The 24789-nt window shown below is 60.5% G+C and carries 21 protein-coding genes; 8 read left to right on the top strand and 13 right to left on the bottom strand.

What is annotated here, in order from left to right:
* Positions 1-49: 49 nt before the first annotated feature.
* Together PSAKL28_RS21810 and PSAKL28_RS21805 are read right to left on the bottom strand one after the other, a co-directional pair.
* A complete protein-coding gene (locus PSAKL28_RS21810) occupies positions 50-2602 on the bottom strand; it encodes a PepSY domain-containing protein (RefSeq protein ID WP_038616929.1) in 2553 nt (850 codons plus the stop codon).
* 105 nt (positions 2603-2707) lie between these two features.
* Positions 2708-4999 carry a TonB-dependent receptor gene (locus tag PSAKL28_RS21805; protein ID WP_038614495.1) on the bottom strand — a complete coding sequence of 764 codons (2292 nt, stop codon included), beginning with the start codon at positions 4997-4999 and terminating at the stop codon, positions 2708-2710.
* A 220-nt stretch (positions 5000-5219) separates the two neighbouring features.
* On the opposite strand from PSAKL28_RS21805, the gene PSAKL28_RS21800 reads away from it, so the two are divergent.
* Both PSAKL28_RS21800 and PSAKL28_RS21795 read left to right on the top strand, forming a co-directional pair.
* A complete protein-coding gene (locus PSAKL28_RS21800) occupies positions 5220-5900 on the top strand; it encodes a Fe2+-dependent dioxygenase (protein WP_038614493.1) in 681 nt (226 codons plus the stop codon).
* Between the two features lie 3 nt (positions 5901-5903).
* A complete protein-coding gene (locus PSAKL28_RS21795; RefSeq protein WP_038614492.1) occupies positions 5904-6662 on the top strand; it encodes a tetratricopeptide repeat protein in 759 nt (252 codons plus the stop codon).
* A gap of 72 nt (positions 6663-6734) precedes the next feature.
* Here the strand turns inward: PSAKL28_RS21795 and PSAKL28_RS21790 are convergent, their stop codons facing one another.
* Positions 6735-7898 (bottom strand): type III PLP-dependent enzyme, encoded by a 1164-nt coding sequence (locus PSAKL28_RS21790; protein ID WP_036993923.1) that lies wholly within the window; start codon positions 7896-7898, stop codon positions 6735-6737.
* 658 nt (positions 7899-8556) lie between these two features.
* Between PSAKL28_RS21790 and PSAKL28_RS21785 the strand changes: the two genes are divergently transcribed.
* The 3 genes from PSAKL28_RS21785 to PSAKL28_RS21775 all read left to right on the top strand — a co-directional run bounded on the left by PSAKL28_RS21785 (position 8557) and on the right by PSAKL28_RS21775 (position 12600).
* Positions 8557-9045 (top strand): RNA polymerase sigma factor, encoded by a 489-nt coding sequence (locus tag PSAKL28_RS21785; RefSeq protein ID WP_038614490.1) that lies wholly within the window; start codon positions 8557-8559, stop codon positions 9043-9045.
* 17 nt (positions 9046-9062) lie between these two features.
* Entirely contained in the window at positions 9063-10037 is a 975-nt protein-coding gene (locus tag PSAKL28_RS21780) for a FecR family protein (RefSeq protein ID WP_038616927.1), read from the top strand.
* A gap of 109 nt (positions 10038-10146) precedes the next feature.
* Positions 10147-12600 carry a TonB-dependent siderophore receptor gene (locus PSAKL28_RS21775; protein WP_038614489.1) on the top strand — a complete coding sequence of 818 codons (2454 nt, stop codon included), beginning with the start codon at positions 10147-10149 and terminating at the stop codon, positions 12598-12600.
* 99 nt (positions 12601-12699) lie between these two features.
* Here PSAKL28_RS21775 and PSAKL28_RS21770 read toward each other — a convergent pair whose 3' ends face one another.
* Genes PSAKL28_RS21770 through PSAKL28_RS21755 form a run of 4 tightly spaced genes read right to left on the bottom strand, consistent with a single transcriptional unit; the run spans position 12700 to position 16110 of the window.
* Entirely contained in the window at positions 12700-13854 is a 1155-nt protein-coding gene (locus PSAKL28_RS21770; RefSeq protein ID WP_038614488.1) for an osmoprotectant ABC transporter ATP-binding protein OsmV, read from the bottom strand.
* The gene (locus PSAKL28_RS21765; RefSeq protein WP_038614486.1) at positions 13851-14504 is read right to left on the bottom strand and encodes an ABC transporter permease; all 654 of its coding nucleotides are present in this window, start codon (positions 14502-14504) and stop codon (positions 13851-13853) included. The genes PSAKL28_RS21770 and PSAKL28_RS21765 overlap by 4 nt, the downstream gene beginning before the upstream one ends.
* Positions 14501-15409, bottom strand: coding sequence for a glycine betaine ABC transporter substrate-binding protein (locus PSAKL28_RS21760; protein ID WP_038614484.1), 909 nt, complete (start codon positions 15407-15409; stop codon positions 14501-14503). The genes PSAKL28_RS21765 and PSAKL28_RS21760 overlap by 4 nt, the downstream gene beginning before the upstream one ends.
* Positions 15410-15423: 14 nt before the next feature.
* On the bottom strand, positions 15424-16110 hold the full coding sequence (locus tag PSAKL28_RS21755; RefSeq protein WP_167335153.1) for an ABC transporter permease: 687 nt from the start codon (positions 16108-16110) through the stop codon (positions 15424-15426).
* 487 nt (positions 16111-16597) lie between these two features.
* Between PSAKL28_RS21755 and PSAKL28_RS21750 the strand changes: the two genes are divergently transcribed.
* The 3 genes from PSAKL28_RS21750 to PSAKL28_RS21740 all read left to right on the top strand — a co-directional run bounded on the left by PSAKL28_RS21750 (position 16598) and on the right by PSAKL28_RS21740 (position 18917).
* Positions 16598-16915, top strand: a complete 318-nt coding sequence (locus PSAKL28_RS21750; RefSeq protein ID WP_257011825.1) for a type II toxin-antitoxin system RelE/ParE family toxin — start codon at positions 16598-16600, stop codon at positions 16913-16915.
* The gene (locus PSAKL28_RS21745; RefSeq protein WP_038614479.1) at positions 16899-17228 is read left to right on the top strand and encodes an XRE family transcriptional regulator; all 330 of its coding nucleotides are present in this window, start codon (positions 16899-16901) and stop codon (positions 17226-17228) included. The genes PSAKL28_RS21750 and PSAKL28_RS21745 overlap by 17 nt, the downstream gene beginning before the upstream one ends.
* A gap of 105 nt (positions 17229-17333) precedes the next feature.
* A complete protein-coding gene (locus PSAKL28_RS21740) occupies positions 17334-18917 on the top strand; it encodes a peptide chain release factor 3 (protein ID WP_038614477.1) in 1584 nt (527 codons plus the stop codon).
* A 61-nt stretch (positions 18918-18978) separates the two neighbouring features.
* On the opposite strand, the gene PSAKL28_RS21735 is transcribed toward PSAKL28_RS21740, so the two are convergent.
* The 6 genes from PSAKL28_RS21735 to PSAKL28_RS21710 all read right to left on the bottom strand — a co-directional run bounded on the left by PSAKL28_RS21735 (position 18979) and on the right by PSAKL28_RS21710 (position 24789).
* Positions 18979-20055, bottom strand: coding sequence for a polyamine ABC transporter substrate-binding protein (locus tag PSAKL28_RS21735; protein WP_038614475.1), 1077 nt, complete (start codon positions 20053-20055; stop codon positions 18979-18981).
* Between the two features lie 54 nt (positions 20056-20109).
* Positions 20110-20451: a cupin domain-containing protein gene (locus PSAKL28_RS21730; RefSeq protein ID WP_038614473.1), complete on the bottom strand. Its 342-nt coding sequence runs from the start codon at positions 20449-20451 to the stop codon at positions 20110-20112.
* A 32-nt stretch (positions 20452-20483) separates the two neighbouring features.
* The gene (locus tag PSAKL28_RS21725) at positions 20484-21890 is read right to left on the bottom strand and encodes an NAD(P)/FAD-dependent oxidoreductase (protein ID WP_038614471.1); all 1407 of its coding nucleotides are present in this window, start codon (positions 21888-21890) and stop codon (positions 20484-20486) included.
* A 64-nt stretch (positions 21891-21954) separates the two neighbouring features.
* Positions 21955-22764: a helix-turn-helix domain-containing protein gene (locus PSAKL28_RS21720; RefSeq protein WP_038614469.1), complete on the bottom strand. Its 810-nt coding sequence runs from the start codon at positions 22762-22764 to the stop codon at positions 21955-21957.
* A gap of 88 nt (positions 22765-22852) precedes the next feature.
* Entirely contained in the window at positions 22853-23821 is a 969-nt protein-coding gene (locus tag PSAKL28_RS21715) for a peptide ABC transporter ATP-binding protein (RefSeq protein WP_038614467.1), read from the bottom strand.
* Positions 23821-24789 carry an ABC transporter ATP-binding protein gene (locus tag PSAKL28_RS21710; protein WP_038614465.1) on the bottom strand — a complete coding sequence of 323 codons (969 nt, stop codon included), beginning with the start codon at positions 24787-24789 and terminating at the stop codon, positions 23821-23823. Before PSAKL28_RS21710 ends, PSAKL28_RS21715 begins: the two co-directional genes overlap by 1 nt.

The following is a 24789-nucleotide window of genomic DNA, read 5'->3' as shown; positions in this document are numbered from 1 at the left end:
AACGCACATGCACCGAGAAAAAACCGAATCCTACGCGATTAACGTCTGATCAATACACGTCACGCCGATACCGCCCATCCTCGATCAGTTGTTGAAGCGCTTCATCGCCAAGGATGCCCTTGAGCGCCGCATCCACCCCCGCAGCCATACCTTGCAGGCTTCCGCAGACATACACGCAGGCCCCTGCAGCTACCCAGCGGCGCAGTTCTTCGCCTTGTTGCAGCAACACATCCTGGACATACACCTTCTCTGCCTGATCCCGCGAAAACGCCAGGTCCAGCCGTTGCAGGTCACCGCTGTCCAGCCAGCCCTGCATTTCATCGCCGCACAGCAGGTCGTGTGCTCGGTTACGCTCGCCGAACAACAGCCAGTTTCGCTGCTCGCCCTCGGCGATACGTGCCTTGAGCAAACTCCGCAGGCCCGCAAGGCCAGTGCCATTACCGATCAGAATGATCGGCATCGATGTTTCTGGCAGCTGGAAGCCGCTATTGCGGCGCACGCGCAGGTTGACGCTACCTTGCACCGGCAGGTACTCGGTCAGCCAGCCTGAGCTGAGCCCCAGGTTGCCGTCGGGATGGCGTTCCTGACGAATGATCAGTTCCAGCACGCCATCGCTGGCGATCGAGGCGATTGAATATTCGCGCGCAGCCAGCGGAATCAGCGCATCGATCAGAGCCTGGGCATGCAGGCCGACCAGGTGCTCGCGGCTGTTGGGCAATTGCCGACCGGCCAGGGCCTGGAGCAGGCTTTCCTGCAGGCCGTCGACCTGTACGGCAGATTCGCCATCAAGCCCCAGCCCGCGCAGGAACTGTTCAAGGATTTGCGGGCTGTTGCGCGGCAGAACTTCCACCAGGTCTCCGGCTTGCCATTGCGCCGGTTGCTGTGGCTTGAGGCCAAGCAGATACACCGCTGAGCCCTGACTGCCAGGGTTCATCAAGGTGCGCTCAACCAGGGTCCAGTTGCTGAACTCAGGCGCTTTCCAGGCGGCCAGTGGCTTGCTGCCGGTCAACTGTGCCAGTTGCTGCTGCCAGTGCTGCAGGGCGGTAGGGTCTGCGCTGTCGACTTCCACAGGGGCGAATGCGCTGGTGGCGCCACGTTCGCCAAGCCAGGCCTGCAGGCGTCGGGCAAAGCCACAGAAATGTGGATATTGCCGGTCGCCGAGAGCGAGCAGGGCGTAGTTCAGGTTGCCCAGGGCCCACGGCTGGCCGAGCACTTTGCGTTCGAAGCCGCGGGCACTGTCCGGCGCCTCGCCATCGCCGAAGGTACTGACCACGAACAGCGCGCGTTCAGCCTGGTTGAGGTCACTTTCGGTCAACTCGGCCAGTGAACGCACCTTTACTGGCAAACCGGCGGCTTGCAGTTGTCCGGCACTCTGCCAGGCCAGCTGTTCGGCGAAACCGCTCTGGCTGGCAAAACCAATGAGCCAGCCGTGGCCCTGGGCATTCGATGGCGCCAAGGTGCTGCGTGCGGCCCGCACCTGGCGCTTCTTGCGTCGACGATCAAGGTAGAGCAACCAGCCGGTGACAAAGAACAATGGCATGGTCAGGCTGGCGATGGTCACCAGGATGCGCCCGGTCAGGCCAAAGTAGCTGCCCACGTGCAGTGCATAGACGCTGGCCAGCAGTTGCGCCTTGAACGACTTGTCGGCGTAACGATCGTGCTTTTTCACCTGGCCGTTGGCCGGATCGAGGGTCAGGGTGTTGAGTGCTCGTTCGTGCTCGGCGCCTTCAAGCAGGTAGAAGAGAGTCGCCGGTTGTCCGCCAGCAGGTGGCAGTCGCAGGTTGTAGCTGGCCATGGCCGGGCCTGCGGCGGCTTGCAGGCTACTCCAGACGGCATCGTAGTCGACCACCAGCGGTTTGGCGTCTTTGCCCGGAGCACCACCTGGGCGCCCACGGCCTTCGCCACGCTTGTGCTGCTCGCCGGCAGCGGGGCCATCGGCCAGCAGCTTGTTCAGGCCTTCGCGGTACCACTCATACGACCAGAACAGGCCGGTGAGGGCGAACAGCAGATAGAACAGCAGGCACCAGGTGCCGAATACCGCATGCAGGTCCCAGTTGAAGGCCCGGCCCTTCTTGGCCCAGTCCAGGGTCAGCCAGACCCGCCAGTTCAACGCCTTGCGCGGCCAGCGCAAGTACAGGCCGGAGAGACAGAAGAAAATCAGCATGAGCGTGCAGGCGCCGGTGATCTGCCGCCCGGTGTCACCCATGGCCAGAAAACGGTGCAGCTGCAGCATCAGGTCGAAGAAGCCTTGCCCGGCAACCTCGCCCTGCAACTTGCCGGTATAAGGATCGGCATAGCGCATCAAGCCCCGACGTTCACCAGGAGGCGGGGTGAAGAAGACGCGCGCCGCCTTGTCGCTACGAGGTTGCACCGAGAGCATGGCAACCTTGTCGCCCTGTTCGGCCTCGATCCGCCTGACCAGTTCGGGCATCGGCAACACACCCTCCTGGCGCACTTCGACTTTGAGCTCGTCGGGGTTGAACAGCTGCAGCAGCTCATCCTGGAACGACCAGATTGCCCCGGTGATGCCCATCAACGCCAGCACCAGGCCGGCGGTGATTCCGAAGAACCAGTGCAGTTGAAACAACGATTTCTTCACCACATCGATCACCCTTGTCTTACCGCAAATACGAATGAGTCGCGCATTATGCCTTGATACACAAAAGCCCCGTTCACCGGAATGAACGGGGCTTGCCAGTCAGCGCACTCAGAAGTGGAAGCTGGTGGTCATCAGGGCGGTGCGTCCGGCTGCCTGGTTGGCGTAATGGGCACCGTAGGCCTTGTCGTAGTAGACCTCGTTGGTGAGGTTCTGCACGTTCAACTGCAGATCGACGTTCTTGGTCAGCTTGTAGCTGGCCATGGCGTCGTAGCGCCAGTACGAGTCGACCATAACGGTGTTGTTGACGTTGCCAAATACGTCATCGACATAGAAGGCACCGCCACCGACGGTCAGTTTCGGGGTGACGTTGTAGGTGGTCCACAAGGTCAGGCTGTTATTCGGGGTGTTTGGCATCTGGTTGTCGTTGTTCGGGCTGTCGACGAATACACCCCCCACATTTTGCTTGCCGCCATCGACCAGTTTGGCGTCCATGTAGGTGTAGCCCGCAAAGACTTGCCAGTTATTGGTCAATTTACCGGTGGCTGTCAGTTCCAGACCGTCCACACGGCTTTTGCCGACGTTCTCGTAAGTGTTGCTGCTGACCAGTACCCGGGCGTTTTCCTTCTCGGTGCGGAAAACCGCGGCGGTCAGGGCCAGGCGTTGGTCCAGCAGGTCCCACTTGGTGCCGATTTCGTAGTTGGTGGTTTCTTCCGGTTTCAGTTCGCTGCTGGTCGTGGCCGTCAGCAGCGGGTTACCGTCGCTGCCTTCACCCAGCGAAGCGCCAGCGGGGGTCGCCGAGGTGGCATAGGAAATGTAGATGCTGCCGTTTTCCGCAGGCTTCCACGTCAAGCCCAGTTGGCCGGTGACGAACTCGCTGGTGTCTTCGGTCTTGAAGCTGGTGGCGCCACTGGCGACTTTGGTCTTGGCCTTGGTGTCGAAATGGTCATAGCGCAAGCCCATGGTCAGCAACCAGGCAGGATCCAGTTCCAGGGTGTCGGTCAGGTAGATGGCGCGGGTGTTGCTGGTGGTGTCGGCACCCGCGTTGGTGCGGCTGACGCTACCACCCCATGCCTCATTCGGGTCCGGGTTGGTGAACGAGGTGCACACGCCCGGAATCAGGCCTTCACCTTTGGAACAGTCACCCGACTTGAAGCCGGTAACGTCGTAGCCTTCCTTGGTCGAGGCTTCGCGGCTCAACTCGATACCGGTAGAGAACGTGTTCTTGAACCCGCCGATGTACACCTCGCCGAACAGGTCGGTCTGGTTGGTGGTGGTGCGGGTATTGGCGACACGGTTGTTCGGGCGACGCCAGACTTCACCCTTGAGGATGTTGCCTTTGCTGTCGTCAGGCTGACTGTAGATGTAATCCTGCAGGGTGTTGCCGTGGCGCAGGGTATTCCTGATGGTCAGTGCATCGCTCAGGTCATGTTCCAGAGCGATGGTGGCGATATCTGCGCGGCTCTTGAAGAAGTCGCGGCCAACCAGACCGTAGAAGTTGTCACTGTCGCCGCCATCCGTCGGCTTGTCGGGATTTGCCGACGTACGATTGGCGGAACTGCCGGATTTTAGGCTGTAAGGGATGCCTGAATCTGGCAGGTCATCGCTTTCCATGTGGTAGTAATCCAGGCTCAGGCGGGTTTCGGTACCCAGGCCGAAGACCAGCGACGGTGCTACGCCCCAACGGTCATAGTTGACCTCGTCACGGCCGGCGACGTTGCTTGCGTGACTCATCAGGTTCAGGCGGAACGCGGCGGTGTCGAGGAACTGATAGTTGCCATCGAAGGTGTAGCGTTGGGTCTGGTCCGAGCCCCAGGTGAAGCCAGCGTCGGTGGAGTTGCCCATGTGGGCGCGTTTGCTCACCAGGTTGATGGTACCGCCCGCCGCACCACGGCCGCCGATAGTCGAGTTCGGGCCCTTGGCGACTTCGACCGATTCAATCGCGAAGATCTCACGGGTTTGTGAGCCAGTGTCACGTACACCGTCCAGGTACATCGAGCTTTGCGAGTCGAAGCCACGAATGAAGGGACGGTCGCCTGACGGGTTGCCGCCTTCGCCGGCGCCCATGGTGATGCCTGGCACAGTACGCAGGGCGTCCTGCAGGTTAAGGGCATTGGTGTCCTTGATGACCTGCTGAGGGATTACGGTCACGCTGCGTGGAATATCCACCAGCGGTGCGGTGTACTTCGGCGAAGAGGCACTCTCCACCTTGTAATCAGTGCTTGCCGCGTCGGCCTGGCCGGTAACGCTGGTCGCGTCCAGGGCAATCGCGTCGTTCTTGGCCGACTCAGCTTCTGCGGCATAAGCCAGGTGTGCGGCGGAGGTAGCAGTAAGTGCTACACCAATGGCAGAGGCGAGAAAGCGTGGTGAACTGACAGCGGTTGGCACATAGTGACGCGGCATGGTGGTCCCCTTCCCCAGGTTTTCAAGGCCGCGAAATATAATGTAAACAAATATGAGTAACAATTGAGAAATGTTGCTATTTGCGGGGAATTTACAATATTTACAATTTGTAAGTGCGGGTTTCCATTGCTGAAACGTCGCACCCCTCAGAAAGGGCTTGTGGCGAGTCAATGGGAATAAATATCATTGACATCTTTTTATGCCTTCAGGTGCCCGCGCCATGCTGCTACACATTTCCGGACTGTTCTCCACCGAGGAAGTCACGCGTATCCGTGAGGCGCTGGAGCGGACCGAGTGGGCTGACGGCAAGATCACTGCGGGTTATCAGTCGGCCAAGGCCAAGCACAACCTGCAGCTTCCAGAAGGCCATCCACTGGCCAAGGAAATCGGCACGGCGCTGATCGAGCGTTTGTGGCAGCACCCACAGTTCATGTCGGCGGCGCTGCCGCACAAGGTCTTCCCGCCCTTGATCAACTGCTATCGCGAAGGTGGCAATTTCGGTTTTCACATTGATAACGCTCTGCGCCAGCCCCGCGGCAGCCACGAGCGGGTGCGTACCGACCTGTCCTCGACCCTGTTCCTGAGCAACCCCGAGGACTACGACGGTGGTGAGCTGGTGATCCAGGACACCTACGGTGTGCAGCAAGTGAAGCTGGCGGCAGGGGACCTGGTGCTCTATCCGGGTACCAGCCTGCACAAGGTCAACCCGGTCACGCGTGGCGCACGCTATGCCGCGTTCTTCTGGACCCAGAGCCTGGTTCGCGAAGACAGTCAGCGTGCTTTGCTGTTCGAGATGGATAACGCTATCCAGCAGCTGACAGCAGACATGCCCGATCACCCGGCACTGATCCAGCTGACCGGTACCTATCACAACCTGCTGCGCCGTTGGGTCGAGGTCTGAGGCATGGCTTTCGCAATGCGTAATCGGCAGGAAGTCGACAGCGAGCAGTTCGCCCAGATGCTTGAGCACAGCCCGGCAAAGGCTGCTCAGGCGATATTGGCTGCAGCGGGGCAGGAGGTAGTGGAGGCCCAGTTGCTGCTTGGGCAGATCCTGCTCGACGGGCGTGGCATCGAGCAGGATTCTGGTCTGGCTCGGCGCTGGTTTGCCATAGCGGCCGCGCATGGCAGTGCCATGGCTGACAATATGCTCGGGCGTTGCCTGGAGCATGGTTGGGGCGGGGAAGTGGATCTTGCTCGGGCTGCTCGGCACTATGACCGGGCGGCGCGAGCCGGGCTGGACTGGGGGATGTACAACCGCGCCAATATGCTCGCTACCGGGCGGGGTGTTGCCCTGGACGACGTAGCAGCGCTGGCCTGGTATCGGCAAGCGGCCGAACTCGGCCATGCCAAGTCGATGAACTTGCTGGGGCGCTATCTGGAGGAAGGTCTGCATTGCCCGCTCGATGTGTCAGGCGCACAGCGTTGGTACCAGCGTTCAGCTGAGGCCGGAGATTTTCGCGGACAGTTCAGTCATGCCGGGGTATTGGCGGCTCAGGGGCAGACACAAGAGGCCCTGGCCTGGTTGCAGCGCGCGTTAGTCGCTGGCAACGAGAATTTCCTGAGGGTAGCCGGCCCGGCCTTGGAGCAGGCCGAACAGCCCGAAATCCGTAGCCTGGCAATTACCTACCGAGAACGCTTGGCGCAACTCGAAGCCGGGCGCTGAATGTAACGCGGGGCCGTTGCTGATTTTCAGCAGCGGCCCCGTGATGGTGTGCTCAGCAGCCCGATACCGTCATTACAGGTAGTAGGCTTTCAGGGGCGGAAAGCCATTGAACTCCACCGCGCTGTAGCTGGTGGTATACGCACCGGTCGACAGCCAGTACAGGCGGTCACCGATGGCCAGGTTCAGCGGCAGGCCGTACTTGTAGTGTTCGTACATGATGTCGGCGCTGTCGCAGGTCGGGCCGGCGATCACGACTTCTTCCATCTCGCCTTTCTTCTCGGTCCAGATCGGGAACTTGATCGACTCGTCCATGGTTTCGATCAGGCCGGAGAATTTGCCGACGTCGGTGTAGACCCAACGCTCGACTGCGGTACGCGACTTGCGCGCCACCAATACCACTTCGCTGACCAGGATGCCGGCGTTGGCGATCAGCGAACGGCCTGGTTCGAGGATGATTTCCGGCAGGTCGTCACCGAAGTCTTCCTTGAGGAAGCGGATGATTTCTTCGGCGTAGGTTTCCAGGCTGTTGGTACGGGTGATGTAGTTGGCCGGGAAGCCGCCACCCATGTTGATCAGCTTGAGTTCGATGCCGTCTTCTTCCTTCAGGCGTTCGAAGATCACTTTGACCTTGGCGATCGCCGCGTCCCAGACGCTGATGTCACGCTGCTGCGAACCTACGTGGAAAGACACACCGTAAGGCACCAGGCCCAGGTCGCGGGCGAGGATCAGCAGGTCCATGGCCATGTCGGTCTGGCAGCCGAACTTGCGCGACAGCGGCCAGTCGGCAGTGGTCGAGCCTTCGGTGAGGATACGCACGTAAACCTTCGAACCCGGCGCGGCCTTGGCGATATTGCGCAGGTCGGCTTCGGAGTCGGTGGCATACAGACGCACGCCCTTCTCGTAGAAGTAGCGGATGTCCTTGGATTTTTTGATGGTGTTGCCATAGCTGATGCGATCGGCGCTGACGCCGCGGCCCATCACTTTGTCCAGCTCGTAGATCGAGGCGATGTCGAAGCTCGAGCCTTTTTCCTTGAGCAGGTCGATGATTTCCACGGCCGGGTTGGCCTTGACCGCGTAGTAAACCTTGGCGAATTCGAAACCGGCACGCAGGTCGTCGTAGGCCTGGCTGATCATCTGGGTGTCGATGAGCACGAACGGGGTTTCTTGCTTGTCGGCGAACGCCTTCATTTTTTGAAAGGTATCGCGCGCGAAGTAGTCTTCGACCTGAATCGACATGCTTAGGGACTCCATGGGCAAACTGAATAAAAAAGTGGCTGCAACTGAACGCCCTCCGTATCCCCACTTTGGTTCGCCTACTTCCCAAGGCATGTCGCCGAAAGCAAAAAGGTCACCGTGCGTGATAAAGCGAGCTACGGGTGACCTTGCTGTCTCGTCGTCAGTACTTGAGCCGGATGGATCGTTTCCAGCATGGACGTTCGGCGCGAACTTTAGGACCTGAGGGGCTCAAGATCAACAAAAAATGTCGCGATTTTGCACACGTCTGTCGCCCCATCTTGCACAGCCACTTTTTAACCGACCCAGGTAAACAGTAGATGTTCAATTTGATGACAAAAGCGTTAAAAATACCGAAAAGCCCGCAGATCTTTCAGCTATTCGGTAAGTTTGCTTTCACGCTGTGTGATCGGCGAATTTAGCGACGAAAGTGGCAAAAAAGACCTCAGTTGGCCGCCAGAAATCACGCACGCATTTCAGGGACACAGGGCGATGGCGTTCAATTTTTTTTTCGTGCTCGGCGGCCATCCTGCGCGTTGGCAGCAGTACATTTTTTATCCCGATCACGCTTCGTCGCCTGCAATCATCTTCGATTGCTGCGCTTAATAAGAAACATTACTATTCGCGTCATTCCTCATCGCTTGGCGAAGACCCCCGCATCGTGTCGCGACACAAAGGCTTTCTCGACCACTACCAAGAGCTGATCGGCACCTGGACGCGCAAATTGCGCAATCGCCAGCAGGCCGAGGATCTGGCACATGATGCGTTTGTCCGGGTGCTGGAAAATAACCAGGCCGGAGTCGAGCAACCCCGCGCTTATCTGCACCAGACCGCGCGCAATATTGCGGTGGATGGTTACCGCCGCGAAGATCGCCGCCAGGCCGTCGAGCAAGACATATTCGATCCCGCCAGCGATGCCAGTGGCGACCCGGAGGCCTACATGCATGCCGTCGAGCTGGCTGACAGCGTCGAGCGCGCCCTGGCGCAATTGCCGCTCAATTGTCGCCGGGTATTCATCTGGCAGAAGCTCGAAGGACTGACCCAGGCGGAAATCGCCGAACGCATGGGCTTGACCAAGAACATGGTCGAAAAGTATATGATCCGCACGCTCCGGCATCTGCGTGAGCACCTGGATGTGTCGACGAGATGAGTCAGGCGAATGTTTTCATGAATCATGACGCGTGCCTGTGTGGCACCGAAGCCGTGCGCGAGCAGGCAGCCCAGTGGTTTGCCCGGACCCGTGACGGGGCGTTGGGCGCAGACCAACAGGCGCAATTCGACAGCTGGCTGGCGCAGCACCCACAGCATCAACATGAGTACGATCTGCTCGGTCAGCTCTGGGGCGCCGCAGATGTTTTGCCGCGTGCGCGTCTCGAGGCGTTGTGCCTGGCCGATCCGGTGCGCCCGTTGCCGCGTCGGCGCTTCATTCAGCAGGCGCTGGCCGCGGGTGTCGCAGTCGCGGCCGTGGGGCTTGGCTGGTTCGGCTGGCAACAGCATCAGCTCAACTATCAGGACCAGTTGCAGACGGCCTTGGGCGAACGCCGCCAACTCGAGCTGCCGGACGGCTCACAGCTGGAGCTCAATGGCCGTACGCAACTGAAAGTCGATTTCAGCGCCGGGCAACGGCGAATCGAATTGAGCGCCGGGGAAGCCATGTTCAGTGTCGCCCATGACACGACACGGCCTTTTGTCGTGAGCACCGCCAATGGCACGGTCACGGTCACTGGCACTCGTTTCGACGTGCGCCTGGATCCAGCCCGCACCCGGGTGGCCGTAGAGCAAGGCTCGGTGAGGGTCCAGGGCAGTGGCGCCAGCCAGGCGCTACTCACTGCCGGTCTTGGTTCGCAGATCGATGCCCAGGGTCAGGTCGCCACACCTTATGCGGTGGACGCTGCGGCGCTGACCGCCTGGCGCAAGGGCAAGCTGGTGTTCAATGATGCGCCGCTGAGCGAAGTGGTCGAGGAAGTCTCGCGCTATCGTGGCCAACCCTTGCGCGTAGCCGCGGGCGAGGTGGCGGCGTTGCGCCTGAGCAGCACCTTCAGCAGTGACGATACCGACGCCTTGTTGCGGGCTCTGCCGAGCATCCTGCCGGTGGCCATCAAGACCCATGCCGATGGTTCCAGCGAAATAATTTCAAAATAAATTCAGGTTTTTTTTCAGTTGTTCGTCTTCCTGGCCAACTGCAACTGCCAAGCATTTCCATTTGCATGCAGATGACATCTTATCCGGCCTCTCAGGATTTCTAGAAGACGTGAACAACAACAAGTTTTCCCCGCGTTCTGCCCCACGCCTGCGCACCCGTTTGCTGCCACTGGCGCTGGCCCTGGCAGTCAGTGGCGGTATCGCCAGCAGCTATGCCGACCAGGTGGCGACCAGCATCCAGATCCCGGCCCAGTCGCTGGCTTCGGCCTTGAGCCAACTGGGGCAGCAGACTTCGCTGCAGCTGTTCTTCAGCCCCGAGCTGGTGGCCGGCAAGCAAGCCCCGGCAGTGTCCGGCACCCTGGCGCCGGAGCAGGCTCTGCAGACACTGCTGCAAGGCAGCGGGCTGACTTACGAGATTTCCCAGGGCACCGTGGTGCTCAAGCCTGCGCAGAGTGCAGGTACCCTGACCAGCGGTAGCCTCGAACTGGCACCGACCGACGTCAAAGTCGTCGGTGACTGGCTTGGCAACGCCGAAGAAACCGTGGTCCAGAACCATCCTGGTGCCCGTACTGTGGTGCGCCGCGAGGCGATGGTCGAGCAGGGCGCGATGAACGTGCGCGATGTACTGCGTGGCATTCCGGGTGTGCAGGTGCAGGATTCAAACGGTACCGGTGGCAGCGATATCGCCCTCAACGTTGGCGTGCGCGGTCTGACCTCGCGCTTGTCGCCGCGCTCCACCGTGCTGATCGATGGCATCCCGGCGGCCTTTGCCCCGTATGGTCAGCCGCAGTTGTCGATGGCACCGATCTCCTCTGGCAATCTCGACAGCATCGATGTGGTCCGTGGTGCCGGCTCGGTACGTTATGGTCCGCAGAACGTCGGTGGAGTCATCAACTTCGTGACCCGGGCAATTCCGGAAAAGGCCACCGGCGAGCTGTCCACCACCATGGAAACCTCTCGCCATGGCGGCTGGAAACATATCGAGTCGGCGTTCCTCGGCGGTACCGCTGCCAACGGCCTGGGCGCGGCGCTGCTGTATTCCGGGGTCAACGGTAATGGCTATCGCAGCAGCAACAACGGTAACGACATCGACGATGTGCTGTTGAAGACCCACTGGGCGGTGACTGACAGCGACGAGTTGTGGCTGAACTTTCACTATTACGATGCCAAGGCCGATATGCCCGGCGGCCTGACCCAGGCACAATTCGACGACGATCCGTACCAGTCCGATCGTGACCACGACAACTTCAGCGGCCGCCGCAAAGACGTCTCGCTCAAGTACCTGCGCCAGATCGACGACCTTACCCAGTTCGAAGTGCAGACCTACTACACCGACAGCTTCCGTGGCAGCAGTATCGCCGCCCGCGACCAGGAGACCCTGTCTTCTTACCCGCGCAGCTACCACACCTTTGCGATCGAACCGCGTGTGTCGCGAATCTTCTTCGCCGGTCCGACCACCCAGGAAGTCAGCGTCGGTTATCGCTACCTCAAGGAAGCGATGCACGAACAATCGACGCGCCTGGCCTTGGTCGACAACGTCCCGACTCCGGCGCCAGGCTCTGACGGGCATGTGTTCCAGGATCGTACCGGTGGCACCGAAGCCAGCGCCTACTACATTGACGACAAGATCGATGTCGGCAACTGGACCATCACCCCGGGCGTTCGCTTCGAGCACATCAATACCGATTGGCATGAGCGTCCGGTGATCGGTGCCAACGGCAAGCCGGTGCAGGAGAAAAACCGCAGCGTGACCAGCAACGAGCCGTTGCCAGCGTTGAGCGTGATGTACCACCTGTCCGATGAATGGAAACTGTTCGCCAACTACGAAACCTCGTTCGGCAGCCTGCAGTACTTCCAGCTCGGACAGGGTGGTATCGGTGACCAGACCGCCAATGGCCTGGAACCGGAAAAAGCCAAGACCTATGAAGTGGGTACCCGATACAACAATGGTACCTGGGGCGGCGAGCTGACTGCGTTCTACATCGACTTCGATGACGAACTGCAATACATCAGCAACGATATTGGCTGGACCAATCTTGGTGCGACCAAGCACCAGGGTATCGAGGCCTCGATGCACTATGACCTGTCGGGTCTTGATCCACGTCTACAGGGCTTGAGCGCCAATGCCGCATTCACCTACACCCGCGCCACCTATGAAGGGGAAATTCCCGGTTTCAAAGGCCGAGACCTGCCGTTCTACTCGCGGCAAGTGGTTAACGCCGGGCTGCGTTACCAGATCAATCGCTGGACCTGGAACCTGGATGCCTTTGCCCAATCGAAGCAACGCGCACCGGGCACGGGTATGAATAAAGATGGTAGTTTCAATGGTGACTACATCACCGAGCCGAGTGCCGACGGTCAGTTTGGCGACATTCCTGGCTACGTCACCTGGGCGGCGCGCGGTGGCTACGACTTCGGCCAGGAGCTATCGAACCTGAAGTTGGCAGCAGGGGTTAAGAACATCTTCGACAAGCAGTACTACACCCGTTCCAGCGACAACAACTCGGGGATCTACCTGGGTGAGCCGCGTACCTTCTATGTGCAGGCCAGTGTAGGGTTCTGATCCCTCGGTGGGAGCGGGCTTGCCCCGCGATGCGATGTGCCTGACAGAACGCATCGCGGGGCAAGCCCGCTCCCACCCCTAGACAGTTGCTCCCAGCGGTCAGGCCAAGGCTTCAGCTGGCGACACGATACAGGTCTTGCCCCCTCGCGAACGCCCCGAACTCAGGTAGGCGGCAATCGATTCCTGAGTCACCTCTCCCAAGAACACCTGCTCGGCATCCAGCACCGGCAACCACGAACGATTGAACTCGTACATCCGCGACAACAGGATGCGCAGGTGCTCGTCATGGGACGCGGTGGCATTGAAAGTGCGCAGGAAGTCGGCGCAGCTACCGTGCTGGCGATGCAGGTCGCGCCGACGCACATAGCCCATGGCCTTGTTCTGCGCATCGGTGACCACTACGTAGCGCCGGTCATGCTCGTCCATCAGTTCCAGCGCATCGCTGACCGGCGTTTGCGGGCTGACTGACGGTGCGTTGTCGGCGGCGTCTTCGGCGCGCACCAGCAGCAGGCGTTTGAGCGTGCTGTCCTGACCGACGAAGTTGTTGACAAAATCATCGACCGGGTGCGCCAAGAGCGTATCGGGATGGTCGATCTGGATCAGCTTACCGGCACGGAAAATGGCGATCTTGTCACCCAGTTTGATCGCCTCGTCGATGTCGTGGCTGACCATGATCACGGTCTTGTTCAGCGCCCGCTGCATCTCGAAAAACTCGTTCTGGATCATCTCGCGGTTGATCGGGTCGACCGCGCCGAACGGTTCGTCCATCAGCAGCAAGGGAGCTTCGGCGGCCAGGGCGCGGATCACCCCGATGCGCTGTTGCTGGCCCCCGGACAATTCGCGCGGGTAGCGCTGCAGGTACTGCTTGGGTTCGAGCTTGATCATGCTCATCAGTTCGCGGGCACGCTCATGGCACTTTTGCTTGTCCCAGCCGAGCAGGCGCGGGACCACGGTAATGTTTTCCTCGATGGTCATGTTGGGGAACAGACCGATCTGCTGGATCACATAGCCGATGCGCCGGCGCAGGGTGACTTCGTCCAGTCCCGTGGTGTCTTCGCCATTGATCAGCACCTTGCCGGAGGTTGGCGTGATCAGGCGGTTGATCATTTTCAGCGTGGTGCTTTTGCCGCAACCGGACGGGCCGAGGAACACGCAGATCTCGCCTTCATTGACGGTCAGGCTGACAGCATCGACGGCTTTGACGTCTTTACCGTTGGCGTGAAAGGTCTTGCTCAGGTTCTGGAGTTCGATCATTTGCGCAGTCCTTCTGGAGTCAGGGCACGTTGCAGGGTTTGCAGCAGCAGGTCAGCGAAGATGGCCAGCAGGCTCACCAGCAAGGCACCGACCAGCAGCATCGACATGTCGCTACGGCTGATGGAGGTCAGGATCAGTACGCCCAGGCCGCCGGCGCCGATGGTCGCGGCGATGGTCATGACGCCAATGTTCATCACCACGGCGGTACGTACGCCGGCGAGAATCACCGGTACGGCGATGGGCAGTTCGACCATGCGCAGGCGCTGGCCGAAGGTCATACCGATACCGCGTGCGGCTTCACGAATTCCTGGCTCGACGTTGGTCAGTGCCAGGTAGGTGTTGCGCAGGATCGGCAGCAATGAATAAAGGAACACCGCAGTGATCGCCGGCAATGGTCCCAGGCCCTGGCCGAACTTGGAGTAGAACGGCAACAGCAGGCCGAACAGGGCGATCGAAGGGATGGTCAGCAGCACCGTGGCGCACGCCTGCAAGGGGCCGGCGAGGGCAGGGAAGCGGGTCATGAGGATGCCCAGCGGTACGCCGAACACAATCGCCAGGCTGACGGCGATGCCGACCAGGGTGATGTGCTGCCAGGTCAGGTGCAGGACCTGGGCCCAGTCCAGGTGAGCGAAGGTATCGAGCATGGTCATGGCTGCTCCTGTGCAGGTGGATGCTGGCGCAGGTACTCGGCGGCGACCTTGCCCGGACTCTGGTGCTCGACGTCGACTTTGGCGTTGAGTTCGCGCAGGGTCTGGTCATCCAGTTGCTCGGCCAGCGGCTTGAGCAGGGTGGCCAGTTGCGGGTGGGCGTCGAGGATTTCCTTACGCACCACCGGGGCGGCGGTGTAGTCGGGGAAGTAGTGTTTGTCGTCTTCGAGCAGCTTCAGGTCAAAGGCGCTCAGGCGTCCGTCGGTGGTGTAGACCAGGCCACTGAATACCTGGCCGTTGCGCAGCGCGGTGTAGACCAGGCCGGCGTCCATCTGGCGGATGTTACGGCGGGTCAGTTGCAGGTCGTAGGTTTCGGTGAGGCCGACCAGTCCGTCGGGACGATTGGCGAACTCGGTGTCCAGGGCGATCACATGCGTGCGCTCCTTCTCCTCGCGCAATACCTGGTTCAGCTGGCTGATGGTGTTTACCTGCGGATACTGCTCGGCAATCTTGCGCGGCAGAGCCAGGGCGTAGGTGTTGCTGAATTTCGACGGCGCCAGCCAGATCAGACTTTTCCTGGCATCCAGTTCCTTGACCTTGGCATAAGTGGCTGCGGCGCTGGGCATGCGCTCGTCGATGTGGTTATAGGACACCAGCGACACCCCGGTGTATTCCCAGACCATGTCCAGCTGGCCGGTTTCATGGGCGCTGCGGGCCAGATTGCTGCCCAGTCCGCCGGTGATACGCACATCGAAGCCGTTCTGGTTGAGGTAACGGGCGGTGATTTCCGCCAGCACGGTCTGTTCGGTGAAGACCCGTGCGCCGAGGCGGATCACAGGTTTTGTCGCGGCCTGGGCAAATCCCGAGAACAGCAGGGCCGCGCCCAGTAACAAGGCGATTCTTTTCATTGGAGTTCCTTCGCTTAGTGGGCCAGGCCGCGTTCAAGCCAGCGCCGGCTGCCTTGCGCCACCAGGGCGTCGAGCAAGAGGGCGAGCAAAGCGGTGCAGGCAGCGCCGAGCAGCAGTTGCGGCTGATTGTTCAGGGCGATGCCGGGAAAAATCAGGCTGCCGAGACTGTTGGCGCCGATCAGGAACGACAGCGGTGCGGTGCCGACGTTGATCGCCAGGGCCACCCGTACACCGCCGATGATGATCGGCACCGCATTGGGTAGCTCGACCTGCCACAGCCGTTGACGGGCTGTCATGCCGATACCGGTGGCGGCTTCCTTGAGCGAGGCGGGAACGTTTTTCAGGCCCTCGTAGGTGTTGCGCACGATGGGCAGGAGGGAGGCGAGGAACAGAGCGAAGATCGCGGGACCGGCGCCAATGCCGAGGAAACTCAGGGCAATGGCCAGAACGGCCAAGGGGGGGATGGTGTTGCCAATATTGAAAAGCTGCATGAAACGTTCGGCGCGGTCGACCCGGTGTGGTCGACTCAAGGCAATCCCAGCGGGTATGCCCACGGCTAACGCCGCCACCATCGACAGCAGCACCAGCATCAGGTGCGCTTGCAGGTAGAACCACAGATCGGCGCGGTAGTGCGCGATCGTATCGATGCCGATCCAGTGGATCAGCAGGGCCAGGATGACGAGCGCGAAGGCACATCCCATCAGCCCCTTGCCATAGCGTATAGCCACAGGCGGACTCCTTTTGTTGTCGGCGAACACACTCCCGTGGCGGCCACCATTCCAGGTAGCAGGCAGTGTGATCGCGATAAGCAGCGTGCTGTCCGAAGCGGAGCGGAACACGCCATAAGCGAAGCCTCGTCAGGCTCGTAGTGCCGGTGAAACAACCCCTGACGAACGGTCATGACCGATTGCATATCAGGGGAGTGGACGCCTCCACAGCCGTAAAGGTTCCCATCTGAAGAAGCATTTGGCCAGCGTTAATCCCTGGGGGGTATGAGATTTCACGCGAGAAAACCGGACATTTCCTCCCTGTAGTCATTGAACTACCTGCTATCAGGCCATCCGTCATGAAGTTAAACATTGCAGCTGAAAAATTCATGATAGTCGCTTGAGGGAATATTCCTCTGAGGGTATTTTATTGCCATGGTCAATCAGGTTTTGTACTGAGTTTGTTTCGGACTTCGAGGATTTGACTGAACAGATCCAGGATGAGTTACTCAGCCAGCTGAGGGTGCTGGAGAGCCGCGGACCAGCACTTGGGCGGCCGCGCGTGGATACGTTGAAAGGATCTCGATATCACAACATGAAGGAGCTGCGGTTTGACGCTCAAAATGGTGTCTGGCGAGTGGCTTTTGCATTTGATCCCAAGCGATGCGCCATTATTCTCGTGGCAGGCGACAAGGCTGGAGTGAGCCAGCAACGGTTTTACCGGAATCTGATCCGGCATGCCGATGAGCGTTTTGAAAGGTATTTGTCAGGAGGTGAGGAACATGTCCAAAACACTTGATGAAGTCATCAACAGTCTTTCGCCCGAACGCCGGGCACGCATCGAGCAACGCGGGCGTGAGCTGATTCGCGAAGAAATGACCTTGCAGGCATTGCGCAAACAGCTGGAGCTTACCCAGGAAGGCATGGCCGAGCGTCTGGACATCCGTCAGGCGAATATTTCCAAGGTCGAGAGGCGCAGCGACATGCTGATTTCGACCCTGCGCACCTACGTGGAAGCAATGGGCGGAACACTTGAACTGGTTGCACATATGCCGGGTCGCGGGCCTGTCACCCTTGAAGGTTTCGCTGACGGCTCGGGAGGACATAAATAGCGTGCTCGACATTGCGCGCGACCGGCGGGGGATCAGATTTTGGTCCCTGCCTGACTTCAGGTATGATATCGCCCCTTTTTCAATCCCCCAGTCAGGCGATTTCCCATGACCAACCAGGCCGCCGAAGTCGCGAAGCGCCGCACTTTCGCCATTATTTCCCACCCCGACGCCGGTAAGACCACCATCACCGAGAAGCTTTTGCTGATGGGCAAGGCGATCGCCGTTGCCGGTACGGTGAAGTCGCGTAAATCCGACCGCCATGCCACCTCCGACTGGATGGAAATGGAGAAGCAGCGTGGTATCTCCATCACTACCTCGGTGATGCAGTTCCCGTATCGCGAGCACATGATCAACCTGCTCGACACCCCGGGTCACGAAGACTTCTCCGAAGATACCTACCGCACCCTGACCGCGGTCGACTCGGCGCTGATGGTGCTTGATGGCGGTAAAGGCGTCGAGCCACGGACCATCGCCCTGATGGACGTCTGCCGTCTGCGTGATACGCCGATCGTCAGCTTCATCAACAAACTCGACCGCGATATTCGCGACCCGATCGAGCTGCTCGACGAAATCGAGGCGGTACTGAAGATCAAGGCCGCGCCGATCACCTGGCCGATTGGTTGCTACCGCGACTTCAAAGGCGTGTACCACCTGGCTGGCGACTACATCATCGTTTACACCCCGGGCCACGGCCATGAGCGTACCGAGGTGAAGATCATCGAGAAACTCGACTCCGACGAAGCCCGGGCGCACCTGGGTGACGAGTACGAGCGCTTCCTCGAACAACTGGAACTGGTGCAGGGCGCCTGCCACGAATTCGACCAGGACGAGTTCATGCGCGGCGAGCTGACCCCGGTGTTCTTCGGTACCGCACTGGGCAACTTCGGGGTTGACCATGTGCTCGATGCCGTCGTCGACTGGGCGCCACGTCCGTTGCCGCGCGTCGCCAACGAGCGCAGCGTCGAGCCGGTGGAAGAGAAATTCAGCGGTTTCGTGTTCAAGATCCAGGCGAACATGGACCCCAAGCACCGCGACCGTATTGCCTTCATGCGCATCTGCTCGGGCAAGTACGAGAAGGGCATGAAAATGCGTCACGTGCGTACCGGCAAGGACTTGCGGATCGGCGACGCGCTGACCTTCTTCTCCTCCGAGCGTGAGCAACTGGAAGAGGCCTGGGCCGGTGACATCATCGGTCTGCACAACCATGGCACCATCCAGATCGGTGATACCTTCACCGAAGGCGAGGCGCTGGGCTTCACCGGTATTCCGCACTTCGCTCCGGAACTGTTCCGCCGCGTACGCCTGAAAGACCCGCTCAAGTCCAAGCAGCTGCGTCAGGGCTTGCAGCAGCTGGCCGAAGAGGGCGCGACCCAGGTGTTCTTCCCCGAGCGTAGCAACGACATCATCCTCGGCGCCGTCGGTGTGCTGCAGTTCGATGTGGTCGCCAGCCGCCTGAAGGAAGAATACAAGGTCGAATGCGCCTACGAGCCGATCACCGTCTGGTCCGCGCGCTGGATCAGCTGTGACGACAAGAAGAAGCTTGAGGAATTCAAGAACAAGGCTGTGGAAAACCTGGCCATCGACGGCGGTGGTCACCTGACCTACCTGGCCCCGACCCGGGTCAACCTGGCGCTGATGGAAGAGCGCTGGCCGGATGTGAAGTTCCGCGCTACTCGCGAGCACCACTAAAAACATCGCGGGGCAAGCCCGCTCCCACCGTCTGTGGGAGCGGGCTTGCCCCGCGATTGTCTCAATTCCCCGCTTTAATGCTGGTCCAGATCCGCGTACGAATGCGGTCGATCTTGGCCGGCATCGCCTCCAGTGCATACAGTTTGCCGAGCATCTCGTCGCTCGGGTAGATCATGGTGTTGGCCTTCAGCGCCGGGTCCACCAGGGTGTCAGCCTTGAGGTTGCCGTTGGCGTACTGCACATGGTCGCTGATGTTGGCCATCACGTCTGGTTGCAGCAGGTAATTCATGTAGGCGTAACCGGCTTTCTCGTCCGGTGCATCGGCCGGCATGGCAACCATGTCGAACCACATCGGCGCGCCTTCTTTAGGAATCGAATAGCCGACCTTGACGTTGTTGTTCGCTTCTTCTGCACGGTTCTTGGCCTGCAGCACGTCGCCCGAGAAACCCACCACTACGCAGACATCGCCATTGGCCAGGTCACCGGTGTATTTCGACGAGTGGAAGTAGCTGATATACGGGCGCACCTTCATCAGCAGTTCCTTGGCTTTGTCGTAGTCCTTAGGGTCCTGGCTGTGGTGCGGCAGGCCCAGGTAGTTGAGGGCGATCGGCAGCAGTTCCGGGCCGTTGTCCAGCACTGCCACGCCGCAACTCTTGAGCTTGCTGATGTATTCGGGCTTGAAGATCAGGTCCCAGGAATCCACCGGGGCATCGTCGCCCAGCACCGCTTTGACCTTGTCGATGTTGTAGCCGATCCCGGTACTACCCCACAGATAAGGGAAGCCGTACTGGTTGCCCGGGTCGTTGACCTCCAGCGCCTTGAGCAGCACCGGATTGAGGTTCTGCCAGTTCGGCAGCTGGCTCTTGTCGAGTTTTTTCAGCGCCTTGCCCTGGATCTGCCGGGCCATGAAGTGGTTGGACGGGAATACCACGTCATAGCCGGAGTTACCGGTCATCAGCTTGCCGTCGAGGGTTTCGTTGCTGTCGAACACATCGTAGGTCGTCACGATACCGCTGGCTTGCTGGAAGTTCTTCAGCGTATCGGGAGCGATGTAGCTGGACCAGTTGTAGATTTTCACCGAGTCGGCCTGGGCCACAGCGGTAGCCAGCAACAGGGGGGCGATGAGCAATGCGCGCATGTCTGGATTCCTTGCTTTGTCTGTTTTTATCGAAGGAGGCAGGCGATCAAACGATCAGAAAATCAGTACATAGGTTTTGCGCACGGTCTCCTGGATATCCCAGATACCGGTGCTGTTGGCTGGCAGCATGATGGCGTCGCCCGCTTCGATGGTCAGCGGCTCGCCGCCGTCGGGAGTGAAGGTGCAGCGGCCCTTGATGAAATGGCAGAACTCCTGCTGGACAATCTGCCGCCGCCAGCGCCCCGGGGTGCACTCCCAGATGCCGGTTTCGACGCCGTCGCTGCGCTCGACAGCGGTCACCGAGGCAATCGCCACCGGCTCGCCGAGCGGTACGGCGACCGGATTGGATTCTTGCAACGCGACAGTGTCGGTGTTCTTGAACTGGGTAATGCTCATACCGGTGAATCCTGTTCAGGGGGAACGAAAAATCAGTGCATGAAACCTTCCATGAAGTCCGCTACGCCACTGGCCAGGCGTCGGCGCCAAGGGGCGCTGGACGGGTCGGCGAGGGTCTGGTCTTCATGGACGAAACTCTTGATGATGGCGTTGTAGCCCAGCCAGCGGCACGGCTCCGGCTCCCAGCCTTTGAGGCTGGATAGCGTGCTGCCGGGGTGAACCCAGGGTTGCTCGGTCAGCTCGCTACGGCGTTCAAGGATCAGGTCGGCCAGGGTGCGGCCGCCCAGGTTGCTGGCCCCGACCCCTTCGCCACCGTAGCCACCGGCCAGGGCGATGCCTTGCTTGCGGTCGCAGAGCATGTGCGGCTGGAAACGCCGGGCCATGCCCAGGTTACCGCCCCAGGCATGGGTGATGGCGACGTCTTTGAGCTGCGGAAACAGCTCGCCGAACAGGTAGCGACGCAGCTCTATTTCGCTGTTGGTGAGGTCGAAGTTCTCCCGCAGGCGCCCGGCAAAGCGGTAGCCGCCACGGGCGCCGAATACCAGGCGATTGTCGGCGCTGCGCTGGCCGTAGGTGACCTGGCGGCTGTTTTCGCTGAAAGCCTGGCCACGGTTCAGACCGATCTTTTGCCAGACGTGCTCCGGCAGTGGCTCGGTGGCTACCAGCAGGCTCTGCACTGGCATCTGGTAATGGCCCAGCGGCGGCAGGTTGACCGAGTAGCCTTCGACGGCTGGCACCACCCACTGACACTTGACCCGTGCCTGCGCGGTACGGACTTCGCCTGCACGCCAGTCGAGCACCGGGCTGTTCTCGTACAGGCGCACGCCCATGCGCTCTACTGTACGGGCCAGGCTGCGCACCAGTTTGGCCGGTTGAATGGTTGCCACATTGGGGTTGAAGATCGCCCCATAGGCTTTGCTGACGCGCAACTGGCTGGACAGTTGCTCAGGGCTCAGCCAGCGGTAGTCGTCTTCGTTCAGGCCTTGCTTGTACAGCTTGTCGAGGTAGGCGCGAAGGGTCGCTTTCTGTTCTGGATAACGTGCCGCGCAATACAGCACGCCGCCTTTGCGATAGTCGCAGTCGATGTCTTCGCGCTCGAGTACGCGCTGCACTTCATCGGGAATGCCATGCAGCAGGTCGTAGGAGGCACGGCGTTGCTCTGGCGAGCTGGCCGCGAGCAGACGATCCTCGCCCAGCATATTGCCCATCAGCCAGCCACCGTTGCGGCCGGAGGCGCCGAAGCCGGCGATGTTGGCCTCAATGATGGCGATGTTCAACTGCGGGGCGTGTAGTTTCAGGTAGTAGGCGGTCCACAGCCCGGTATAGCCGGCGCCGATGATGCAAACGTCCACGTCCAGGTCCTGCTGCAGGGCCGCACGCGCGCTCAGCGTCTCATCCAGCTGGTCCATCCAAAGGCTGATCTTGCGCCATGCCTGCATTGTCTTCGGCTCCACATCCGTTACGGTCTGTGGGCGATCCTAGAAGCTGGCGGGGGGCGTTGTCTTAGCTGCGTGCACGCAGAGAATTCTGCTTGACCCAGGCCTTGGGTGAGAGCCCGGTGTGCTGGCGGAAACACTTGTAAAAGGCCGACAGCGAATTGAAACCGGCGGCGAACGCCAGGTCGTCGATCTTGGCGTTGCCCGGCGCGTGTTCCAGGCCATTGAGCAGGTGCTGCAGGCGCGCCTGGTTGACGTAGCGGTAGAAGCTCTGGCCGAGTACCTGGTTGAGCAGGTAGGAGATTTGGTTGCGGCTGTAGCCGCTCTCGCGCGCTACCCGTTGCAGGTCCAGCTCCGGGTCGAGGTAAGGTTGCTGGCGCTGGAAGTACTGTTCCAGATCCTGAGCCATGGAGCTCAACTGCCGGGGTGACAGGCCCAGGCGGCTCATGGTCGGGCGCACATCACCCTGGCCGGATTGCGGCTTGGCTTCGCGAACCAGCGAGGCATATTCATTGACCCGCCAGATCAGCCCGTCGCGCACGGTGATCGCTTCGCTGGACTGGAACGCCACCAGTCCTTCACCACCGCGCAGGGTGACCTGGTACTGGATGAAGGCGGTGCAGCCATCGACGCGGATGCGGTCGCTGTGGACGATGTCTTCATCGGCCTCGCGAGGCATGCTCACGCGCACGTATTCGCGCAGCTCGGCGAAGTGCATCACGCGGTTCAGGAAGAAATCGTTGTACTGGATATCCGGATGGAACAAGGCCATCACTCCGTCCAGGTCGCGATGCTTCCAGCACAGGTGGTAGCGAAGAACGGTGGCGGCGGTTTCCGGGGTTTGTTCCGGGCCGTCGAGGAGAGGGTTTGAGGTCATAGCAGGATAGTGATGGAGGGGCTAATCGCGGGTCAAGCCCGCTCCCACAGTGTCGACTCTGTGGGAGCGGGCTTGACCCGCGATGGACTTAGAGGAACTGCTCGGCGTAGTGACACGCCACCTGCCGCGTCCCCACCTGCCGGAACGCCGGCTCCTCCGAAGCGCAGCGCTCGGTGGCATACGGGCAGCGCTTGTGGAATGCGCAACCCGGTGGTGGGTTCAACGGGTTGGGCAGCTCGCCGGCGATCTTGATCTTCGGCTTGAGCGGGTCCGGGTGAATGGTCGGGGTGGCCGACAGCAGCGCCTGGGTATAGGGGTGCAGCGGCTTGTTGTAGATGTCTTCCTTGGGCCCCATTTCCGCCGGGCGACCCAGGTACATCACCAGCACCTGATCGGCGACATGACGCACCACTGCCAGGTTGTGCGAGATAAACACGTAGGCGGTGTTGAATTCCTTTTGCAGGTCCATGAACAGGTTCAGCACCTGGGCCTGGATCGACACGTCGAGGGCCGAGGTCGGTTCATCGGCTACCAGCACTTTCGGTTGCAGCATCATCGCCCGGGCCAGGGCGATACGCTGGCGCTGACCACCGGAAAACATGTGTGGATAACGCTGGTAATGCTCCGGACGCAGGCCGACCTGTTGCATCATGGCCTGAACTTTTTCCCGCCGTTCGCTCTTCGACAGGTTGGTGTTGATCAGCAGCGGCTCGGCCAGCTGGTCACCGATCTTCTGCCGTGGGTTGAGCGAGGCGTAGGGGCTCTGGAACACCATCTGCACGTCTTTGCGCAGTTGCTTGCGCTCGGCTTTGTTGGCCCCGGCGACTTCCTGGCCGGCAATTTTCAGCGAGCCGGAAGAGGGCTCTTCGATCAGGGTCAGGGCCCGCGCCAGGGTCGATTTGCCACAACCCGATTCGCCGACCACGGCCAGGGTTTTACCGGCCTCAAGTTCAAAGGACACGCCGTTGAGTGCACGGACCAGGGCATGGCCCTTGAACAGGCCACGGGAAACTTCGTAGTGACGGGTCAGTTCACGGGCGGTAAGGACGACGGTCATTACGCCACCTCCTGGTTCAACGGGTAGAAACAACGGACCTGGCTATGGGCCTGGGGATCGAGGGTTGGACGCTGGCGACGGCAGTTTTCCTGAACATATGGGCAACGCGGCGACAGCAGGCAGCCTTCAGGACGGTCGTAGCGGCCGGGAACGATACCGGGCAGGGTCGCTAGGCGCTCGGCGCCTTCGCTGTGTTCGGGAATCGCCGCCAGCAGTGCTTCGCTGTACGGGTGCGCCGGTACATCGAACAGTTCCGGCACCTGACCGACTTCCACGGCTTGCCCGGCATACATCACACAGACCCGTTTGGCGGTCTCGGCGACCACGGCCAGGTCGTGGGTAATCAGGATCAGCGCCATGTTCTGCTCTTTCTGCAGATTGAGCAGCAGCTCCATGATCTGCGCCTGAATGGTCACGTCCAGGGCGGTGGTCGGTTCGTCGGCGATCAGCAGCTTGGGTTCACCGGCGATGGCCATGGCGATGGCCACGCGCTGGCTCATGCCGCCCGAGAGTTGGTGAGGGTAAGCGTCCAGGCGGCTTTCGGCTGCTGGAATCTCGACTTTCTTGAGCAGCTCCAGGGCACGTTGGCGGGCTGCCTTGCCACGCAGGCCGAGGTGTTGGCGCAGGACTTCCTCGATCTGGAAGCCCACGGTGTAGCTAGGATTGAGGGCGGTCATCGGGTCCTGGAAGACCATCGCCATATCCTTGCCGACTACCTTGCGCCGTTGCCGGCCGCTGAGCTTGAGCATGTTGGTGCCGTCGAAGGTGAGGGCGTCGGCAGTGATCCGCCCGGGGGCGTCGATCAGGCCCATCAGTGCCATCATGGTCACCGACTTGCCCGAACCGGACTCGCCGACAATCGCCAGGACTTCACCTTCGTTCACCGTCAGGTCGAGGCCATCGACCACCGGTACCGCGCTGGCATCGCCGAAGCGCACATTCAGATTCTTGATTTCTAGAAGTGACAT

This window comes from Pseudomonas alkylphenolica (assembly GCF_000746525.1).
Classification (GTDB): Bacteria; Pseudomonadota; Gammaproteobacteria; order Pseudomonadales; family Pseudomonadaceae; genus Aquipseudomonas; species Aquipseudomonas alkylphenolica.
This window is presented reverse-complemented; position numbering and strand designations above follow the sequence as displayed.

Coding starts and splice junctions, on each gene's coding strand:
- PSAKL28_RS21805 (WP_038614495.1), bottom strand. CDS start 4,999: ATGCCGCGTCACTATGTGCCAACCGCTGTCAGTTCACCACGCTTTCTC.
- PSAKL28_RS21800 (WP_038614493.1), top strand. CDS start 5,220: ATGCTGCTACACATTTCCGGACTGTTCTCCACCGAGGAAGTCACGCGT.
- PSAKL28_RS21795 (WP_038614492.1), top strand. CDS start 5,904: ATGGCTTTCGCAATGCGTAATCGGCAGGAAGTCGACAGCGAGCAGTTC.
- PSAKL28_RS21790 (WP_036993923.1), bottom strand. CDS start 7,898: ATGTCGATTCAGGTCGAAGACTACTTCGCGCGCGATACCTTTCAAAAA.
- PSAKL28_RS21780 (WP_038616927.1), top strand. CDS start 9,063: ATGAATCATGACGCGTGCCTGTGTGGCACCGAAGCCGTGCGCGAGCAG.
- PSAKL28_RS21770 (WP_038614488.1), bottom strand. CDS start 13,854: ATGATCGAACTCCAGAACCTGAGCAAGACCTTTCACGCCAACGGTAAA.
- PSAKL28_RS21765 (WP_038614486.1), bottom strand. CDS start 14,504: ATGACCATGCTCGATACCTTCGCTCACCTGGACTGGGCCCAGGTCCTG.
- PSAKL28_RS21760 (WP_038614484.1), bottom strand. CDS start 15,409: ATGAAAAGAATCGCCTTGTTACTGGGCGCGGCCCTGCTGTTCTCGGGA.
- PSAKL28_RS21755 (WP_167335153.1), bottom strand. CDS start 16,110: ATGGGATGTGCCTTCGCGCTCGTCATCCTGGCCCTGCTGATCCACTGG.
- PSAKL28_RS21745 (WP_038614479.1), top strand. CDS start 16,899: ATGTCCAAAACACTTGATGAAGTCATCAACAGTCTTTCGCCCGAACGC.
- PSAKL28_RS21740 (WP_038614477.1), top strand. CDS start 17,334: ATGACCAACCAGGCCGCCGAAGTCGCGAAGCGCCGCACTTTCGCCATT.
- PSAKL28_RS21735 (WP_038614475.1), bottom strand. CDS start 20,055: ATGCGCGCATTGCTCATCGCCCCCCTGTTGCTGGCTACCGCTGTGGCC.
- PSAKL28_RS21730 (WP_038614473.1), bottom strand. CDS start 20,451: ATGAGCATTACCCAGTTCAAGAACACCGACACTGTCGCGTTGCAAGAA.
- PSAKL28_RS21725 (WP_038614471.1), bottom strand. CDS start 21,890: ATGCAGGCATGGCGCAAGATCAGCCTTTGGATGGACCAGCTGGATGAG.
- PSAKL28_RS21720 (WP_038614469.1), bottom strand. CDS start 22,764: ATGACCTCAAACCCTCTCCTCGACGGCCCGGAACAAACCCCGGAAACC.
- PSAKL28_RS21715 (WP_038614467.1), bottom strand. CDS start 23,821: ATGACCGTCGTCCTTACCGCCCGTGAACTGACCCGTCACTACGAAGTT.
- PSAKL28_RS21710 (WP_038614465.1), bottom strand. CDS start 24,789: ATGTCACTTCTAGAAATCAAGAATCTGAATGTGCGCTTCGGCGATGCC.